This is a genomic window from Micrococcus sp. 63XJN7_8_ISO-PGPR-S23-253 (assembly GCF_056173425.1).
On record NZ_CM149673.1, the window covers coordinates 644,323 to 661,545 of the forward strand.

Below are 17,223 nucleotides of genomic sequence, written 5' to 3' on the forward strand. Positions count from 1 at the left end.
GGAGCGGCAGACGTCAGGAATGCGCCATGACGGATGTCATGGGTGGGCCCCGCCGAGGCGGGCGGGCCGTCCTCCAGAAAGTTGAGCGGAGTTCGCGCAGATTTCTGGAATAGGTTCGCCGGGCGTGCTGTTGTGGTGGTCAGACGCCGCGGTGTCAGCGGCGCCCACCCGACTTCCGAGGAGAGTGAACCGACATGGCCCGTCCCATCGATCCGTTCCGTGAGATGGAGCGTCCCTTCCGTGAGATGGAGCGCCTGGTGAACGGTCTGACGACCCGCGCGACCGGCACCGCGTCCATGCCCATGAACCTGTACCGCGAGGGCGACGCCTTCGTCGCCGAGGTCGAGCTGCCCGGCGTCGACCCGGCCTCCATCGACGTGGACGTGGAGGAGCGCACCCTCACCGTCCGCGCCGAGCGCAAGGAGGACCCGGCCCGCGAGGACCGCCGCTGGCTCACCCGTGAGCGTTCCGCCGGCACCTTCGCCCGCCAGCTCACCCTGGGCGAGGGCCTGGCCCTCGACCGCATCGAGGCCGACTACAGCGACGGCGTCCTGACCCTCACCATCCCGGTGGCGGAGCAGGCCAAGCCCCGCAAGATCTCCGTCACCCACGGCGGCGCCGCCCCGGTGGCCGCGGAGACCGTGGAGGGCGAGACCGCCGAGGCCTCCGGCGAGTGATCGCTCTCTGACGGAGCCGCGCCCGGCGTGACCGGCGCGCGGCCCGTCCCCCGAACGCGAATGCGGCGGGCCCCCCACCGGGGGGCCCGCCGCATCTGCGTGGTGGCCAGGCGCGGTCGGCCAGGATCAGCTGCGCGGCCTTCTCACCGATCATGAAGCACGTGATGTTGGGGTTCACGGTCACGTGCTCGGGCATCACGGAGGCGTCGGCCACGCGCAGCCCCGTCACGCCCTTGACGCGCAGGCGGGCGTCCAGGGGGCTCATGGCGTCGTCGTCGGCGCCCATGCGCACCGAGCCCACCGGGTGGTACACGGTGTTGTGGGTGCGGCGCACGTAGTCGGCGATCTCCTCGCCCGTCTGCGCCTGCTCGCCCGGGGCCGGTGCCATACGGCTCCGGACGGGCCCGCCGGTAGACTGCCGGACTGTGGCTTTGACTATCGGATTCGTGGGACTGCCCAACGTGGGCAAGTCGACCCTGTTCAACGCGCTGACGCGCCAGACCGTGCTCGCGGCGAACTACCCGTTCGCGACGATCGAGCCGAACGTGGGCGTGGTGAACCTGCCGGATGAGCGCCTGCCGCAGCTGGCCGAGATCTTCGGTTCCGAGCGCATCCTGCCGGCGACGGTGTCCTTCGTGGACATCGCCGGCATCGTGAAGGGCGCCTCCGAGGGGGAGGGCCTGGGCAACCAGTTCCTGGCGAACATCCGTGAGGCCCACGCGATCGCCCAGGTGGTGCGTGCGTTCGACGACGGCGACGTCGTCCACGTGGACGGCAAGGTGGACCCGGCCTCGGACATGGAGACCATCAACACCGAGCTGATCATCGCGGATATGCAGACCGTGGAGAAGGCGATCCCGCGCGTCGAGAAGGAGGTCAAGGGCAAGAAGAAGGAGCCCGCCGACCTCGAGGCGCTCCAGGCCGCGCTCGCGGTGCTGGAGCGGGGCGAGACGATCTTCGCCGCGAAGGACAAGGACAAGTTGGACATGGACCGGTTGCGGGAGCTGAGCCTGCTCACCGCCAAGCCGTTCATCTACGTGTTCAACTCGGACGAGGGCGTGCTGGGGGACGAGGCCAAGCAGCAGGAGCTGCGCGATCTGGTGGCCCCCGCCGACGCCGTGTTCCTGGACGCCAAGCTCGAGTCCGACCTCGTGGAGCTCTCCGAGGAGGAGGCCGCCGAGATGCTGGAGATGGCCGGCCAGGACGAGTCCGGGCTGGACCAGCTGGCCCGCGTGGGCTTCTCCACCCTCGGCCTGCAGACGTACCTGACGGCGGGACCGAAGGAGACGCGTGCCTGGACCATCCCGGTCGGTGCGACGGCGCCCGAGGCCGCCGGCGTGATCCACACCGACTTCCAGCGCGGCTTCATCAAGGCGGAGATCGTGAGTTTCGAAGACCTGATCGCCGCCGGGTCCATGGCCGACGCCAAGGCCGCCGGCAAGGTGCGCATGGAGGGCAAGGACTACGTGATGAAGGACGGCGACGTGGTCGAGTTCCGGTTCAACGTGTGACCCGCAACCCTGGTCAAGGTAGTCACATTCTGTTTAGAATACCATCCTGTAACTGGAAATAGGTTACAGTCGCCGATTCATTCCTTTGTTACCAAGAGGGGATAGGTAAATGGTTAACAGCAGAATGGTCCACTCGGTTCGCGTACTTCTGCCCCACCATGAGGCCGGATCTACGCTCCCGCTCTTTCGCCGCGACCCCCTGGACAAAAATTCGGTCCCTGCATCAGCTCAATCGCTCAGCTCTTGCGTAATTTACGGCAGGAATGGCTCGGGTAAGAGTACTCTGGCCCGTGAGATGGGCGAGAACGACTCCGCCCTCGAATTCTTGGATGCAGACAACTATGTAATGTCCGATAGTTCGGACAGATCCAACGTCTTCGTTTACAACGACAAATATATCTCTGACAACTTCAGGCTTCAGCCGTCCGCTCATCTCAATCCAATAGTTCTTCTCGGCGCCAGTGCAGGCGAAGCTCAAGAGGAGGAAGAGCTAGAAGGGCGAGTGAATAAGAAGACTCGGGAGGCGCTTGGTAGGAGAAGCAAAGTTGAAATAGAGATGCAGCAGCTAAAGGATGCTAAAGATGCTATTCGCCGGGCGGTAGGAGGAGACAAAAAGACTGGCGAGGGGTCTTGGAAGGGCCGCACCAAATCTTACCGGCAAGATGGTCAGTTTGGGAACGTCACTCAATTGGTCGTGGATCGCATTATCGAGCTAGCTCTATCCCCCAAAAGCCCAGACTCCATTGGGGCGATTGAAAAGGAATTTAAAGAGGTTGTTAAGAGCCTCAATGAAGCGTCCAGTGCGACACTAATCAAGTGGAATGCCCCCAGTATCTCCGTGCCGGCATCCCTCTCGCAAATTGAGTCTCTTTTCGAGTCGCTTGGTAGCGACCTCAGTGGCGGTGCTTCAGACCTGTCAGGAATCAGGGACCGGATCCAGAGGTCTGGAGCTGGCCAATCCGAACTCGAGGCGAGACTCGAATCGCTGTTCACAGACGATCGAACTATCTGCAATCGTTGTTTTCAAGATGTTTCTCCGGACTACTCCAGGTTAGTACGGGAAGCCATTGCCGACTACATCAGGGCTCTTCGGGAAAATGCGACATTAGATGCCCTTCGCTCATCTTATATCCCGAATCCAGAGTCCCTGAATGTTCCGTCGACTATCATAGGCGGGCAGGAGGCTCTGGCTAGGTTGGAGCAGGCTCAACAGGCAGTGGTCGAGGCCACCGCGAGTGTCAATGATGCTGTGATGGCTAGGGCTGACAACCCGAGCTTGTTGAATAGACTTCCCTCGGCCGAACTCCGGAAAGCCTATGAGGAGCTTTCATCTGCGGCCAAGGATGTGGCGAAAGCGGTTGAAGGCCACAATCGCGCATGCAGGGAGACGACGAAACAGAGAGATGCCGCGAGAGATCTTAATGATGCGCTCGCCGCACTAGAAGTGCATGACTTAGTCGCAGTACTACAGGATAAGAAGAACGCCGTGGCTGCAGCCAGGACGGCCCTTGAAGAGGTAGATGCCGAACTCGCAACGCTACGTACTGACCTGGAGGCGCTGCGCGGAGCACGCCGGAGTGAAGACTATGCAGCACAAGAAGTGAACAAACTCCTTGCCAAGGTCTACGGGCGCGGTGGGATGAAAATCCGCGCCGCGGAGGACGGGTACGAAGTAGTCCACCGACAGCGGTCGGTTATCCCGAAGGCGCTGTCGACTGGTGAGCAGAACATCCTGTCACTCTGCTATTTTCTAGTCGAGATCGCTGCAGGTAAGTCATTCGATGAGTGCTTCCTAGCTGATCAAATCATTGTGCTCGATGATCCAATTTCAAGCTTTGATGACGATAACAAATATGGAGTGCTTACACTTCTGAGCTGGCTCGGTTGGCAGATCGGTAAAAATAAGTCTAGGACCAAGATTGTAATCCTTACCCACGACTCAAATATCGCATTCGATCTGTCTAAGGGGTTTGGTCTGGCGACCAGCGGTCATGTTGACTGGGAATTGAGAGACGGCCATCTCATAAAATCTTCACACCAGTCAGTTGACCTGTACAAAAATCATCTGACCGATATGTATAAACTCGCGACAGCTGAGGTTCAGGACCAGTCTGAAATCGGCCCGGAGGAATCGGCGGTAGCAGACTCAGCGTCTCGTGCCGCCGATAAAATTGAAACTCCTCTGCGCCCTAACGATTTGCGAAGAGTCTGGGAAGCGTTCGTTGTCTTCGAATTAGGGGAGAATGTAAGCGATGTCGCGCACTCGCCCAAGGTGATGGCATTTTTCGAAGAGAAGGGATCCCAATATCTCGATTTTCTGCAGTCATTTCCGAGCCGTATATTTGTTCATGTCGACTCACACTCGGCGAATCAGGTCCGAGCTGGGAACTTCGCGCTTGAGGATGCATTAAATTCGGAAGACTACCGCAGATTCACGCAAGATATGCTATGTTTTATGTATATTGTGGCTCCGTATCACGTTCTCTCCCGTTTGTTTTCTTCAAGGGCGAAAATTGAGGAAGGAAAAACCGCCCTGGATCAACTGGTCAAGAGTGTGCTGCATCGATTGGGCCAAGGTGAGCTTAATCAACTCGATTGAGTCAGTCTCCCTAAGGATTCTCGGGTTTGGCGCGTAGAGTAGTGGGGGTAGCACAGGTCGTTAATCTGAGTCGATGCTAAATTTCAATTCAATGGATGAATATTTGGTTCAATGGGTGACTGCATAGCTTCGGTCGAGTGGGATAGACCCTGTTTGATAGGGCGAACACCTCGCGGTGCGAAAGCGGAACCCTACGCCGGTCGCGCCCTGGCCATTGGGTCCGCAGAAATAAGCGGCTTAAATCCTTTGGCCCGACGAAGCTTCAGGCTGCAATCACTGCCGAGCCTACTGGCCTGCTTAATGCCCCGGCTCTAGAACGGCGGCCAAGGTACGGCCGGCGTCAGCCCGCTCGGTGCTGGGAAGTCCCCGTCGTCGAGCTACCGGGTGCAGCGTTCGGCCACGGCCTCGATTTCCCGGGCACTGAGCAGTTCCGCCAGCCCCCGTCCCAGCTCGCCGTCGAGGGCTTCGAACGCACGCCCCACGCCCTCGCGCTCCTCGACGCTCAGGGCCTCGCCGAGCCAGCCCCAGGGGACGGTGCGCAGCTTGTCCTCCACATGGAAGGTCAGCCCGTGGCGGGCCCCGTAACGGTGCCCGTCGGGCATGGCGAGGATGTGGGCGCCCTTGCGCTCGGCGTTGTTGGCGATCACGTCGAGCACCGCCATCCGGTGCAGCGCGGCCGTGTCCTCGTGGGCCAGGACGAGCCTCCGCCCGTCCTCGCCCTCCTCACCGTGTGAGGCCGGCGGGGGAGCAGGCCATCACCAGCCGCCCAACGTTGCGGGCAGTCGCGGTCAGGTCCTCTGCCGTACGGCGGATCGCTGTCGCCAGGTCCTGGGGCCCGCGACCAATGGGCACGATCGCGGTGATGCCCTCGTCGTAGAGGGTGTCCGCGTCCTGTCCCACGGATCCGGCGAGGACGATCACCGGGATCGCACGACCGGCTGCGCGCACGGCCCGGGCCACGCCGATCGGCACTTTCCCGGCCAAGGACTGGCCGTCGATGCGCCCCTCCCCGGTGATGACGAGGTCAGCGGTCTTCACGAGGTCGTGGAAACCCGCCGTCTCGAGGACGACGTCGATACCAGGCTTCAAGGTGGCCCCGATGAAGGCGTGCAGGCCACCGGCGAGACCCCCCGCCGCTCCCGCACCGGGGAGCGCATCGATCGCCACCCCGAGGTCCCGCTCGACGATGCCCGCGAGATGGACGAGTCCGGTGTCCAGGCTCGCCACTGATGCAGGATCCGCCCCCTTCTGGGGGCCGAACACGTGGGCTGCACCCTGCGATCCCGTGAGGGGGTTGCTGATGTCACACATCACCTCCACGTCGACGTCGCGGAGCCGGTCTCGTGCCGGGGTGGAGTCGATCCGCGCAATCCGGGTGAGGGTGTCGCCGGTCGGGATGAACTCCTCACCTGCGGCGTCGAGGAACCGGACGCCGACGGCTGCGGCAGCGCCCGTGCCGCCGTCCGTCGTGGCGCTCCCGCCGGCCCCGACGATGACTCTGCGCGCTCCAGCGGACACCGCGTCGAGGATCTGCTCGCCGATCCCGAACGTCGTGGCCCGTCCCGTGTCCTCGCGTCCCGAGGCGAGCGGGAGCCCGGCACATGAGGCTGTCTCCACCACCGCCACGTCCGGGTCGATCAGTCCGTAGTGCACGGGCACGCGTTCGCCGTTGAACACCCCGCAGACGGTCGCGGATCGCAAGGCGCCCCCTGCGGCAGCCACGAAGGCCTCGACGGTGCCCTCTCCGCCGTCGGCGATGGGCACCACGAGGACCTCGGCGTCGGTGACCGACGCGAGACCCGCTGCGATCGCGGAGCCCGCCTTCCGCGACGACAGGGCCCCCTTGAACGAGTCTGGGATGACGATGATGCGCTGCACGCGTGGATCTCCTAAGTCAGGTGACGGGGTCAGACGAGGACGAGGCCGAGGATCCAGATGAACACGATGGAGGTGACTCCCATCAGAAGCGTGACCATCGTCTGGGTGCGGTAACCCTGCGAGGGCGTCATGCCGCTGAAGTTGGTGACCACCCAGAAGTACGAGTCGTTGGCGTGGGAGACGGTCATGGCGCCGGCCGCGATGGCCATGACCACGAGCGCGCTGGCCACCGGGGTCTCGAAGCCCAATGCAGGCATCATCGGGAAGACCATGGCAGACGTGGTCGTGAGTGCCACTGTGGAGGAGCCCTGCGCGGTCTTCAGGACGGCGGAGACGAGGAAGGGGAAGAACAGTCCGATGACCGACAACTGCGCAGCGTTGCTCTCGATGAACGTGACGAGGTCGGTGGCGGCGATGACGCGCCCCAGCACACCGCCGGCCGCCGTGGTGAACAGAATGGGGCCGACGACCCGGAGGGTCTCCTCTGTCAGGTCGTAGAACGTCTCGCCACGGCGCACGCTGAACAGCAGGCCGACTGCGCAGAGGGTGCCGACGGCGAGCGCGATCATCGGCGTGCCGAGGAATCGGGCGAAGTCACCCGCGGGGCCGGCCCACTTCAGGACGGATGCGAGCGAGCCGAGAGCCATGAGCAGGATGGGGGCGATGATGGGCGCGAAGGACGCGGCGGTCCCAGGCATCCGCCCGTAGGACCGGCGAAGCGCGTCGTAGGCCGCCTCCAGCTCGTCCGCATCCTCCGTGCCGGTCTCCTCAGGGAAGCTCACCCGCTTGCCGATGTAGAGGGCGTACAGGTACGCGACGAGGAGTGCGGGGATCGAGACGAGGACACCGAGGCCGATCACCAGCAGAAGGTGGTCACCGATGCCGAGGTTCTGGGCGGCTGCGATGGGCCCCGGGGTCGGCGGGATGAAGACGTGCGAGGTGTACAGGCCTGCCGCCAGGGCCACGGTCATCGCCACGGGTGACGCCCCGGTGCGACGGGCCAGGGCCTTGCGGATGGGGTTGAGAATGACGAATCCGGAGTCGCAGAACACGGGGATGGAGACCACCCAGCCCATGAGCTGCATGGCCAGGACGGGGTAGCGCTTGCCGACGACCCGCACGAGCGCATCGGCGATCCTGAAGGCACCGCCGGTGCGCTCCAAGATGAGTCCGATGAGCGTGCCCAGGATGATGACGATGCCGATCGACGTGAAGATCCCGGAGAATCCCTCCCCGATCACGTCGGCGATGCCCTTGGCGGGCTCTTCCCCTTCGGCGCCGGTCGACTTCACCAGTGGGATCCCACCGATGATCCCCAAGACGAAGGCGACGGCCATGATCGAGAGGAAGGGGTGGATCTTCCATCTGGAGATCATGACGATCATCAGGGCGACGGCGAGGAGGAAGACGAGCAGAAACGGTATTCCAGTCATCGGGAGTCCTTTGTCCGGCGCGGGATTCCAGCCAGACTAGGTGTTGTGGGTCATGAGGTTCTTGACACGAGGCACGGGCTGAGATGAGACGAGCGGGCTCCGCCCCGCAGGATGGGAATTGCGACATCCACTCATCCGCGGAAGGAAGCCCGCTCGTGACTCACGCTAACGCACCTCTGACCCCCACCGGCCGGCTGCGCATGGTCCACCGCCACCTGAACGACGGGATCCCGCAGTCCCACGTGGCCGCGGAGTTCCGCGTCAGTCGGCCCACGGTGGCCACCTGGGTCGCCCGCTACCGTGCCGAAGGCGAGGCAGGACTGCAAGACCGGTCGAGCCGGCCCCATCGCTCACCTGCCCGGCTCGACCCCGCGATCGTGGCCGAGCTGGAGGCCCTGCGCCGGGCCGAGAAGTGGTCCGCCCGGCGCATCCATCACCATCTGGTCGGCGAGGGCCACCAGGTGTGTCTTCGCACCGTGGGGCGGTGGCTGCACCGGGCCGGGATCTCCCGCCTACGGGACCTGACCCCAGCCGGAGAAGACCTCCGCCGGCAGCCGGCCCGGAGGATCACCGCGAGGGGGCCAGGGCACATGGTGCACCTGGACGTGAAGAAGATCGGACGCATCCCTGAAGGGGGAGGCTGGCGCGCCCACGGAAGAGACAGTGAGGCAGGGCGTGCTTCCAAGCGGGGGTCTGGCCAGCGGGTCGGCTACACCTACCTGCACTCGGCGATCGACGGGTTCACCCGCCTGGCGTACACGGAGGCGCTGGAGGATGAGCGGGCGGTGACCACGATCGGGTTCTACTGCCGGGCCCGCGCGTTCTTCGCCGCTCACGGCATCACCGCGGACCGGGTGGTCACGGACAACGGGAACAACTACCGGGCCGTGGACTTCACCGCGAAGGTGGTCTCTCTCGGGGGCCGGCATCACCGGATCCGGCCCTACACCCCGCGCCATAACGGGAAGGTGGAGAGGTACAACCGGCTGATGGTCGATGAGGTCATCTACGCCCGCCCCTACACCTCAGAGCGGGCTCGGCGTGAGGCCCTTCAGGTGTGGGTGAATCACTACAACTACCATCGGCCTCATACCTCCTGCGGAGATGCTCCACCGGCCTCGTTGGCCCCGGTGCGTGTCAACAACGTCATGCCCTCCTACAACTAGGGCGTGTCTCCCTTATGCGCGTAGCCAGGTGAAGATGGCGCAGAGGGTGACGGCGGCGCGGTAGGTGATCGCTAGCTTGTCGTAACGAGTGGCCAAGCCGCGCCATTGCTTGGCTAGGGCATGTCCCGAGCCACCCTCTACCGACGCATCCGCGCCATACCTGCTGCAAATTAGCGCTCTTGGCGCTGCCCCATCACCGGGAGGACCACGGGACGGGGCCGACGGGACGCGGCCCAAGGCATGTCGACGTTCGTCCACGTGAGCTGCTGGCGTGTCCGGTGGGGTTCGGTCGGCGGGACAGCGGGGTGGGCACGGTGGCTGAGGTCTCCTGAGATCGAACGGCCCCGAGGCTTTCGTCTTGCGGGGCCGTCCCGGGGTGGTGGCGTGCCGTTCAGTAGCGGGCGGCGGTGCCCATCATGTTCCAGGGGCTGTAGTCGACAGCGGTCACGGCCACGCCCATTTGCGGGTTGCGGGCGTGGGCGATCTGGCCGTCGCCGATGTACATGGCCACGTGGTAGATCCCGGAGGCCGAGCCGTTGTTGGACCAGAAGACCAGGTCACCGACCTGGAGGTCGTCCAGGGAGACGTATTGGCTAGCGGCCGCATACTGGGCCTTGGAGTTCAGAGGCAGCTCAATGTCGGCCTGCGCGAACGCGTTCTGAATGAAGCCGGAGCAGTCGTAGCCGGTCGGGCCATTTCCACCCCAGACGTAACCGACGCCCGGATCGGCAGCCTTGGCCGTAGCCCACTGCACGGCCGCCCCCCAACCAGTACTACTGGAGGAAGCGGTGGAGTAAGAGGCCCGCTGGATATCCTGGGCCGGCTCACTGCTGGTCGCGGACGAGTGCGTGTGAACCCTGGAAGAGCGGGACGTCTCGGCGGCGGTACCGCCCTCCCACGTCCAGGAATCAGCAGTGGAGCCGCTGAGCGCGGAGTAGGCGCCCTCGTTGGCTGCGGCCGGGCCCATGCCGGCCACCGTGGCTCCCACCACGGTGGTCAGGCCTATCGCACCCATGGTGAGGGAACGGCGGTACTGGGAACGGCGGGCCTGTGCTTCAGCCTCGATGCGGGCACGGCGGGTGGGGCAGGACATGGGTTACCTCGGTAGACATTGGCGTACATTTTCTGGACTTTTCCGCGGCCTCATAATTCGGCGTCGATCAAGTTATAACTTAGTCGAAATGGTCCGTGACCAGAACGTTATGCAACAATGCGGATTCGTGATCTGGTCGCAACTTGCCGGAGTGCCAAGTTCCGAGCCGATTCAGGGTTGAGCCGGGCCCGGAAAGGCCGTCATTTCGGGCCTAGCCGCCCGCTCGAACGGCTCGGGCGGAGCCCGTGGCCGGCTGGGATCTTCACGGAATCTTCAAAGTTGAGCCCTTTTCCGGGCCGGGCGGGGGGTCTATGGTCGGTTGCATGGCGGGCCGGTTCCGGCCGGTTCGTTTTCCGAACCGCACCGATGAAGGAGTAAGCCATGACCCATCACGTGAGCTCGATGCTGGAGACCTACCCGAAAGACTTGGGGGACATCGACCGGCAGAAGCTGGCCGAGTGCATCGAGGCCTGTTTCGAGTGCGCTCAGACCTGTACGGCCTGCGCGGACGCGTGCCTGGCCGAGGACATGGTCGCAGAACTGAGGCAGTGCATCCGGTTCAATTTGGATTGCGCCGACATCTGCGCCACCACCGGGGCGGTGCTGTCCAGGCAGACCGGCAACAACGTCGAGACCACTCGTGCCCTGCTGGAGGCCTGCCGGACCGCCTGCAAGACGTGCGGGGACGAGTGCGCCTCCCACGCTGAAATGCACGAGCACTGCAAGATCTGCGCTGAGGCTTGCCGGCGCTGCGAGCGGGCCTGCGCCGAGTTGCTCGCCTCCCTGGGCTGAGCGCAGTCCAGGCCCATGCCGTAATGCCGGTCAGGGCCAGCAGGCGTGGAACATGTGCTGCTGTCCCTGACTGGCCCGGCGGTACAAGAACATCCCCGCAGGAGGAGAATTCGACGTGTCAAAGACAGGGCGCTTCACTTGTGCATGGCTGCATCCAGTTCCGTCCCGCTGTGGTCAGCGCAGCAGGACGGGTCGGGCGTCGATGCGGGTGCGGAAGAGGGTGTAGGGCTTGACCCGTTCATCCTGCCCCTGCCGGTAGTCGGCCTGGCGGTGGAGCTGGTTCGCGGTGATGTAGAGGTAGCCGTCGGCCGCGACCGAGAGCGTGTCCGGCCACAGCAACCGAGGGTCGCTGACCACGGTCTCCCACGCCCCGACGGTGTCGACCCGACGCCGCAGCACCGCGTTGTGCTCGTAGTTCGTCGCATACACGTTGCCCTGTGCGTCGGACTCCAGGCCGTCGCCGGCCCCGCCCTTGTCGCCTTCATCACGCACGGTCGCGGCCACCGCCGCCTCATCCAGGGCTCGGTCCACCAGCGCGTCGGTAGCCACACTGTAGAGCCGCCGGGATGCCAGCGGGCAGTAGTAGAGGCGGGCGCCGTCGGCGCCGATGGCGATTCCGTCCGCGCCCATCGCGATCGCCGGCGCCACGGTCCCGTCCTCCTGGCGGGCGACCATCGGGCGGCCCTCGACAACCGGCACGAAGTCTGTGAGCGGCTCGGCCTTCGTGGAGGGGTGCTCGTGCAGCCGCCGCCAGCTCTGACCGGTGGCCAGGTCCACCACCACCAGCGCGTTGGGTCCCTGGTCGGAGGAGTCGGTGAGGTAGGCGACGCCCTCGGCTCCGCGGCGCAGGTCGAAGCGCACGTCGTTGAGGTAGCTGGTGGGCAACGCGACATCCTGGGGGAACAGGATGGTCTTGACCACTGTGTCGCTGGTCAGGTCGACGCAGACGAGCTTGGGCCCGCCGTAGGTCGTGGGCTTGAATAGCGGGCTTCCGGTGTCCAGGATCCACAGCCGGTCGGCAGGGTCCACCACCACGCTCTGCACCGAGACCAGGGTGTTCGCCAGGTCGTCGGAATCGGTGCGATTGATGGCCTCGTTCGGGTAGGCCACCGCCTCGCCGTCGCGAATTTCGGCCACCGTGAAGGCGACGTCATCGCCCCACTTCGGGTAATTGACGAAGATCCGCCCCCGGTGCGAGACCGTGACGCCGGTGAGCATGGGGCCGTGGAAATGGGCCACCTCCTCCAGCTCGCCCACCGGCTGCTCCGCGGGCAGGCTTTCCGATCGATTCTCCATCACATCGCTCCTGTCGGTCGGGCTCGTGCTCGAAACGGTACACCGGGTTCCCGGCCGCCGGGGCGGGAGCCTTCGGGCAGGACCAGTTCTGCCCGGCAGTCCCAGTGGGTTGCGGTGTGCGGTGCCCAGGGCCCCGGTGCATGGAGAGCCCCCGTCCAAGTCACGTAAGGGGAGTGGTGCGCCGGTCAGCTGGTCCGGGCCACGGCGCTGAGCAGGGTGACCGCGACCGCGTCGATCTCGTGCGCTTCCACGCCGCCGACCTGGTTGAGCACCCGCAGCCGCGCCAGGACGCTGTCTCCGATCGCCAGGACACCGTCTGATGAGACCAGCTCGACGTCGAAGTGTTCGGCCCACTCATCCCAGACGCCGCGGCTTTCGCGCGCGAAAGCAACGAGTCGCGGGTCGTCGTGGGCATGTCGGAAGATCCGCGACTCGCCTCCGGACTGACCCGTCCCGGGCAGACCAGCCTCGTACAAGCGCACCGGCACGCACTGCTCCCGCAGCGCGTACGCCGTCGACAGACCAACGATCCCACCCCCGATCACTGCTACCTCGGGTGAACGCGTCGTGGCAACGCCGTCGTCAGTTCCTGTCATCGTGGTTCCTCGATCTGTTGGTGATGAGCGATACGCCGCAGGAGAAGGGCCGCTGCCACGACGCCAGCGGGCTGTGTAAGCCCGCAGTCGCCGCGCCATTGCTTGGCTAGGGCGAAGTGGCGTTCCACGACGTTGCGCCCGCGGTAGGCCTGGGCGTCGAAGGCCGGCGGCCGCCCGCCGCGGCTGCCGCGACGGGCTCGGGCCGCGATCTGGTCCCGTTTCTCCGGAATTACCGCGGTGATTCGGCGGCGGCGCAGCTCGTTGCGAATCACTCCGGTGGCATAGGCCCGGTCGGCGATCACCGCCTCCGGGCGGGCTCGGGCGGCGCCGGCGCCGAGTCGGGGAATCTGGATTTCGGCCAGCACCTGCGCCAGCACGGCCCCGTCGTTGCGCTGCCCGCCGGTGACGATCGCGGCCAGCGGCCGGCCGCGGCCATCGACGGCGTGGCGAATCTTGGTCGTCAGCCCGCCGCGGGAACGCCCGATGCCGTGCCCGGGCGGCTCAACCTCATCCAGCGGCAGTTTCTTGTGATTCGCCCCGGCCCCCTGTGTCCTGGTCCGGACGAGTGGTGTTCGTGGCGTGCTGATGGGCCCGGGCGATGGTCGCATCGACCGAGACGGCCCAGTCAATCATCCCGGCCGCATCGGCCTCGGCCAGCACCTGGGTCAGCACCCGATCCCAGGTCCCATCCGCGGCGTAGCGACGGTGGCGCTTCCGCACCGTCTGCCAGGGCCCGAACTGCTCCCGGGGCAGATCCCGCCACGGGACCCCGGTCCGATACCGGTAGGCGATGCCCTCCACCACCCTGCGGTGCTCCCCGAAGGGATGCCCACGCCGGCCCTGATTCGAGGGCAGCAACGGCTCGATCCGCTCCCACTGCGCGTCCGTGAATACCTGATACCGCGACCCTGTCGACCTCACCCGACCAGCCTGCCGCGAGCCTCACCACCGATAAGGGAGACACGCCCTAGGGCAGATGGGACTTCAACGGCCATGTTGTGGCGAACAGGGTTCGGCCGTCTCGATGGTCCTCAGGACAATAGAACGGCCCGCGGGGGCCTGCGTCAGGAGAGCGGGTGTGGACATCTTCGGGAAGCCCAAGGCGCTGCTGAGAGAACAGGGGACGCCGTCGCCGCGCCCACGGACCACGAGGGCAAGGAGATCTGCATCCCGCACGGCACCCCCGAGTTCGACAGCTCCAACTGGTACCATAAGCAGGTACCACATCGCGCCGGAGGAGGCCCGCATGTCCATCAGTGCCAGTGAAGCCCGCAAGACCCTGTTCCCGCTCATCGAGCGAGTGAATGCGGACCGCGACGCCGTCGAGATCGTCTCCCGCAAGGGCAACGCCGTTCTCATGCCCGCGGACGAGTACGCCGCCTGGCAGGAGACCGCCTACCTGTTCCGCTCCCCGGCCAACGCCCGACGGCTGCTGGACGCCTACGAGCGAGCCCGCGCAGGGAGCGTTGAGGAGCACGCTCTGGACCGCCTGGACGGGGACGCCTGAGTGCGCCTCGTGTGGGACCGCTCCGCATGGGAGGACTACACGCACTGGCAGACCACGGACCGCAAGGTCCTCAAACGGATCAACACCCTCATCGACGCGGCCCTGCGTGATCCCTTCGAGGGGATCGGCAAGCCCGAGCAGCTGAAGTACGGCGCGGCCGGGGCATGGTCCCGGCGCATCACGGAGGAGCACAGGCTCGTCTACCTCGTCGACGGCGAGGACCTGATCATCCTCCAGGCGAGGTATCACTACTGACATGCGCTTCACCCAGGCCGAGCTCCAACAGTTCCGCGACCGCACCGTCCCCGACCTGCTGCCGGACCCGCTGCGGCTGCTGTTCATCGGCATCAACCCCGGCCTGTGGACCGCCGCCACCGGTGCGCACTTCGCCCGCCGCGGCAACCGCTTCTACCCGGCCCTGTACCGCGCCGGGCTCATCCGACACCTGATCGACGCCTCCGACGGCTACAAGGCCGAGGACCTCGCCGCCGCCCCCGCCCGCCTGGACGCGCTCGTGGCGGCGCACGCGCCGGCCGTCGTCGCCGTGTTGGGGGTGACGGCCTACCGGCAGGCGTTCGGACGCCCGAAGGCGGCGCTGGGGGAGCAGGAGACGCCGTGGCCGGGCACGCGGCTGTTCGTGGCGCCGAACCCCAGCGGGCTCAACGCCCACGCCACCGTGGACTCGCTCGCCGCGGACTACCGTGCGGCCGGTGCCGCGGCGGGGCTCGTGGACTGAGTGCACCCGCTGTCCCTGCGGCCGCGCTGCACGGTCGACAAGGCTCGCCGCCGGGCGCTGCCCTTGGGCCCCGATATCCTTCCCGCATGACGAGCGGGCAGATGGAACGGCGCATGAGTTGGCGAGCGATTCGCACGGAGGCGGGTTCGGCTGTGCTCCTGGTCGTCGTCACAGCGGTCGCCCTGCTCTGGGCGAACTCGCCACTCTCCGAGGCCTATTTCGGGCTGTGGGATGTCGAGATCGGGTTCGATGTCGGCGGGTTCGGACTGCACATGAACCTGCACCACTGGATCAACGACGGCCTCATGGTGGTCTTCTTCCTCGTCGTTGGCCTCGAGGTGCGACAGGAGTTCGCACACGGGACGCTCCGCGACGCCAGCCGCGCGCGTCTCGCGTTGATCGCTGGCGTCGCCGGCGTGGCACTGCCCGCAGTTCTCTACATCCTGATCGTGGCCGCCGCGGGCGGCGACGGGCTCGGTGGATGGGGCGCGGTGGTCGGTACCGACACCGCATTCCTGTTGGGTGCCCTCGCGCTCGTCGGCCCGAAGCTCTCCGGCCAGTTGCGGGTGTTCCTCCTCACCCTCACCGTCGTCGATGACTTCCTCGCCGTCTCCATCATCGGCATCGTCTACAGCGACGAGATCCGGCTCGTTCCGCTGCTGATCGCAGTCGCCTGCCTCGCCGGGTTGTGGCTTCTGAGCCGTTCGCGCCAAGGGAGTGCCACACCGTACGTGCTGATTGTCATGGTGCTCTGGTTCGCGACCGTCGACTCCGGAGTCCACGCCTCCCTCGCGGGCATGGTCGCAGGACTCCTCATCCCCGCCTACCCGACGCGTCGGCAACAGGTGGTCGAGGCTCGTCAGCTGTTCCGCGACTTCTGGCAGTCGCCGAGCGCGGCATCGGCCCGCGCAGTCGATCGAGGCTTGGCACAAGGTATCTCGGTCAATGAACGCATGCACGAGGTCTTGCGCATGCCCACCGCGCTCGTCATCGTCCCGATCTTCGCGCTCGCGAACGCCGGCGTCGACCTGCGCGGCGGCGTGCTCGTCGATTCCTTCCAGTCCTCCGTGACGTGGGGAGTCATCGTGGGTCTCGTGCTCGGCAAACTTCTCGGCATCGGTCTCGCCACCTTCGTCGCTGTGAAGCTTGGAGCCGGTCGGCTGCCCGAGGGTGTCGGGATGGGCAGCGTGTTCGGCGGCGCGGCGCTTTCGGGGATCGGGTTCACCGTGTCGCTCCTGGTGATCGGCCTCGCGTTCGGCTCGACGTCCGACCTGGGTCGGCAGGCGACCGTCGGCGTGTTGGTCGCGATGGTGCTCGCCACCGCGCTGGGTTGGCTGATCTTCCGGGTTGCTGCGAAACGCTGGGGAGAGGAGACGGCAGATCTGCCGATGGTGCTCACACCACCCGTTGATCCTGAAGTCGACCACATCCGCGGACCCGAGGACGCCCAGCTCACGCTCGTCGAGTACATCGACTTCGAATGCCCCTATTGCGCGCACGCAACGGGTTCCTGGGAGGACCTTCGCAGCCGGTTCGGGGACGATCTCCGGTATGTCGTTCGCCAGCTGCCACATCACCCTCACGGCCCCCTCGCCGCACGAGCGTCGGAGGCGGCATCGAATCAGGGGATGTTCTGGCCGTGGCTGGACTTCGTCTTCACGCGGCAAGATGCGCTCGAGCGCGAAGATCTGATCCGCTACGCCGAAGAGCTGGGCCTGGATGTCGCCCAGTTCACGGCTGACCTCGACAGTGCCGCCGTACGTTCCCGTGTGGAGCGGGATCTCGAAAGCGCCGATGCAAGCGGGGCGCACGCCACCCCGACGTTCTTCGTGGACGGCCGACGGTTGCTGGGCAGCTACGACGCTCGAACGCTCACGTCAGCCCTCGAAGCCAGCCGCCGAGGCACACGAACCCAGGAAGTGCGCTCCTGAGTCGTCGG

Annotated in this window: 15 protein-coding genes and 2 pseudogenes; 9 read left to right on the plus strand and 8 right to left on the minus strand. The window is 65.6% G+C overall.

The genetic code is table 11. The features are described from left to right. The first annotated feature begins 194 nt into the window (after positions 1-194). Complete coding sequence (locus AC0VX4_RS03090) at positions 195-677, plus strand: Hsp20/alpha crystallin family protein (RefSeq protein WP_475464570.1); 483 nt, start codon at positions 195-197, stop codon at positions 675-677. 112 nt (positions 678-789) lie between these two features. Here AC0VX4_RS03090 and AC0VX4_RS03095 read toward each other — a convergent pair. Next, positions 790-1,056 (minus strand): annotated as a pseudogene (locus AC0VX4_RS03095) (GMC oxidoreductase); the annotation flags it as partial. Positions 1,057-1,102: 46 nt separating this feature from the next. On the opposite strand from AC0VX4_RS03095, the gene ychF reads away from it, so the two are divergent. Both ychF and AC0VX4_RS03105 read left to right on the plus strand, forming a co-directional pair. Further along, a complete protein-coding gene (ychF, locus tag AC0VX4_RS03100; protein WP_122054482.1) occupies positions 1,103-2,188 on the plus strand; it encodes a redox-regulated ATPase YchF in 1,086 nt (361 codons plus the stop codon). A gap of 124 nt (positions 2,189-2,312) precedes the next feature. Further along, on the plus strand, positions 2,313-4,787 hold the full coding sequence (locus AC0VX4_RS03105; RefSeq protein WP_475464672.1) for an AAA family ATPase: 2,475 nt from the start codon (positions 2,313-2,315) through the stop codon (positions 4,785-4,787). A 311-nt stretch (positions 4,788-5,098) separates the two neighbouring features. Here AC0VX4_RS03105 and AC0VX4_RS03110 read toward each other — a convergent pair. The 3 genes and pseudogenes from AC0VX4_RS03110 to AC0VX4_RS03120 form a co-directional block, all read right to left on the minus strand. After that, positions 5,099-5,509 (minus strand): annotated as a pseudogene (locus tag AC0VX4_RS03110) (protein kinase family protein); the annotation flags it as partial. Position 5,510: 1 nt separating this feature from the next. Then, positions 5,511-6,665 carry a glycerate kinase family protein gene (locus AC0VX4_RS03115; protein WP_475464571.1) on the minus strand — a complete coding sequence of 385 codons (1,155 nt, stop codon included), beginning with the start codon at positions 6,663-6,665 and terminating at the stop codon, positions 5,511-5,513. 29 nt (positions 6,666-6,694) lie between these two features. Next, positions 6,695-8,098, minus strand: a complete 1,404-nt coding sequence (locus AC0VX4_RS03120; protein ID WP_475464572.1) for a GntP family permease — start codon at positions 8,096-8,098, stop codon at positions 6,695-6,697. A 155-nt stretch (positions 8,099-8,253) separates the two neighbouring features. Here AC0VX4_RS03120 and AC0VX4_RS03125 point away from each other — a divergent pair, with 155 nt between their 5' ends. After that, positions 8,254-9,264, plus strand: coding sequence for an IS481 family transposase (locus AC0VX4_RS03125; RefSeq protein ID WP_475464573.1), 1,011 nt, complete (start codon positions 8,254-8,256; stop codon positions 9,262-9,264). Positions 9,265-9,655: 391 nt separating this feature from the next. Here the strand turns inward: AC0VX4_RS03125 and AC0VX4_RS03130 are convergent, their stop codons facing one another. Next, positions 9,656-10,357: a C40 family peptidase gene (locus tag AC0VX4_RS03130; RefSeq protein ID WP_475464574.1), complete on the minus strand. Its 702-nt coding sequence runs from the start codon at positions 10,355-10,357 to the stop codon at positions 9,656-9,658. 381 nt (positions 10,358-10,738) lie between these two features. Between AC0VX4_RS03130 and AC0VX4_RS03135 the strand changes: the two genes are divergently transcribed. Continuing rightward, a complete protein-coding gene (locus AC0VX4_RS03135; RefSeq protein WP_002855901.1) occupies positions 10,739-11,149 on the plus strand; it encodes a four-helix bundle copper-binding protein in 411 nt (136 codons plus the stop codon). Positions 11,150-11,323: 174 nt separating this feature from the next. Here the strand turns inward: AC0VX4_RS03135 and AC0VX4_RS03140 are convergent, their stop codons facing one another. From AC0VX4_RS03140 to AC0VX4_RS03150, 3 genes are all read right to left on the minus strand, one after another. Continuing rightward, positions 11,324-12,406 (minus strand): major royal jelly family protein, encoded by a 1,083-nt coding sequence (locus AC0VX4_RS03140; protein WP_232502389.1) that lies wholly within the window; start codon positions 12,404-12,406, stop codon positions 11,324-11,326. A gap of 224 nt (positions 12,407-12,630) precedes the next feature. After that, positions 12,631-13,041: an FAD-dependent oxidoreductase gene (locus tag AC0VX4_RS03145; protein ID WP_410992358.1), complete on the minus strand. Its 411-nt coding sequence runs from the start codon at positions 13,039-13,041 to the stop codon at positions 12,631-12,633. Beyond that, positions 13,038-13,962, minus strand: a protein-coding gene (locus AC0VX4_RS03150) for an IS5 family transposase (RefSeq protein WP_311795310.1) whose coding sequence is annotated in 2 segments (ribosomal slippage) — positions 13,038-13,586 and positions 13,588-13,962 — 924 coding nt in all. Because the reading frame shifts where the segments join, the coding sequence is not laid out codon by codon here. The genes AC0VX4_RS03145 and AC0VX4_RS03150 overlap by 4 nt, the downstream gene beginning before the upstream one ends. Before the next feature lie 325 nt (positions 13,963-14,287). Here AC0VX4_RS03150 and AC0VX4_RS03155 point away from each other — a divergent pair. The 4 genes from AC0VX4_RS03155 (at position 14,288) to nhaA (ending at position 17,215) form a co-directional block, all read left to right on the plus strand. Next, complete coding sequence (locus AC0VX4_RS03155) at positions 14,288-14,548, plus strand: type II toxin-antitoxin system Phd/YefM family antitoxin (protein WP_002855277.1); 261 nt, start codon at positions 14,288-14,290, stop codon at positions 14,546-14,548. Continuing rightward, positions 14,549-14,803, plus strand: coding sequence for a Txe/YoeB family addiction module toxin (locus AC0VX4_RS03160; protein WP_049159304.1), 255 nt, complete (start codon positions 14,549-14,551; stop codon positions 14,801-14,803). It begins immediately after the preceding gene. A gap of 1 nt (position 14,804) precedes the next feature. Beyond that, positions 14,805-15,284: a uracil-DNA glycosylase family protein gene (locus AC0VX4_RS03165; protein ID WP_475464575.1), complete on the plus strand. Its 480-nt coding sequence runs from the start codon at positions 14,805-14,807 to the stop codon at positions 15,282-15,284. A gap of 86 nt (positions 15,285-15,370) precedes the next feature. Continuing rightward, complete coding sequence (gene nhaA / locus AC0VX4_RS03170) at positions 15,371-17,215, plus strand: Na+/H+ antiporter NhaA (protein WP_475464576.1); 1,845 nt, start codon at positions 15,371-15,373, stop codon at positions 17,213-17,215. Positions 17,216-17,223 lie beyond the last annotated feature (8 nt).

Excerpts from the sequence above, each read along its gene's own strand:
- AC0VX4_RS03090 (WP_475464570.1), top strand. The coding sequence starts at position 195 with ATGGCCCGTCCCATCGATCCGTTCCGTGAGATGGAGCGTCCCTTCCGT.
- AC0VX4_RS03105 (WP_475464672.1), top strand. The coding sequence starts at position 2,313 with ATGGTCCACTCGGTTCGCGTACTTCTGCCCCACCATGAGGCCGGATCT.
- AC0VX4_RS03120 (WP_475464572.1), bottom strand. The coding sequence starts at position 8,098 with ATGACTGGAATACCGTTTCTGCTCGTCTTCCTCCTCGCCGTCGCCCTG.
- AC0VX4_RS03130 (WP_475464574.1), bottom strand. The coding sequence starts at position 10,357 with ATGTCCTGCCCCACCCGCCGTGCCCGCATCGAGGCTGAAGCACAGGCC.
- AC0VX4_RS03135 (WP_002855901.1), top strand. The coding sequence starts at position 10,739 with ATGACCCATCACGTGAGCTCGATGCTGGAGACCTACCCGAAAGACTTG.
- AC0VX4_RS03145 (WP_410992358.1), bottom strand. The coding sequence starts at position 13,041 with ATGACAGGAACTGACGACGGCGTTGCCACGACGCGTTCACCCGAGGTA.
- AC0VX4_RS03155 (WP_002855277.1), top strand. The coding sequence starts at position 14,288 with ATGTCCATCAGTGCCAGTGAAGCCCGCAAGACCCTGTTCCCGCTCATC.
- AC0VX4_RS03165 (WP_475464575.1), top strand. The coding sequence starts at position 14,805 with ATGCGCTTCACCCAGGCCGAGCTCCAACAGTTCCGCGACCGCACCGTC.
- nhaA (WP_475464576.1), top strand. The coding sequence starts at position 15,371 with ATGACGAGCGGGCAGATGGAACGGCGCATGAGTTGGCGAGCGATTCGC.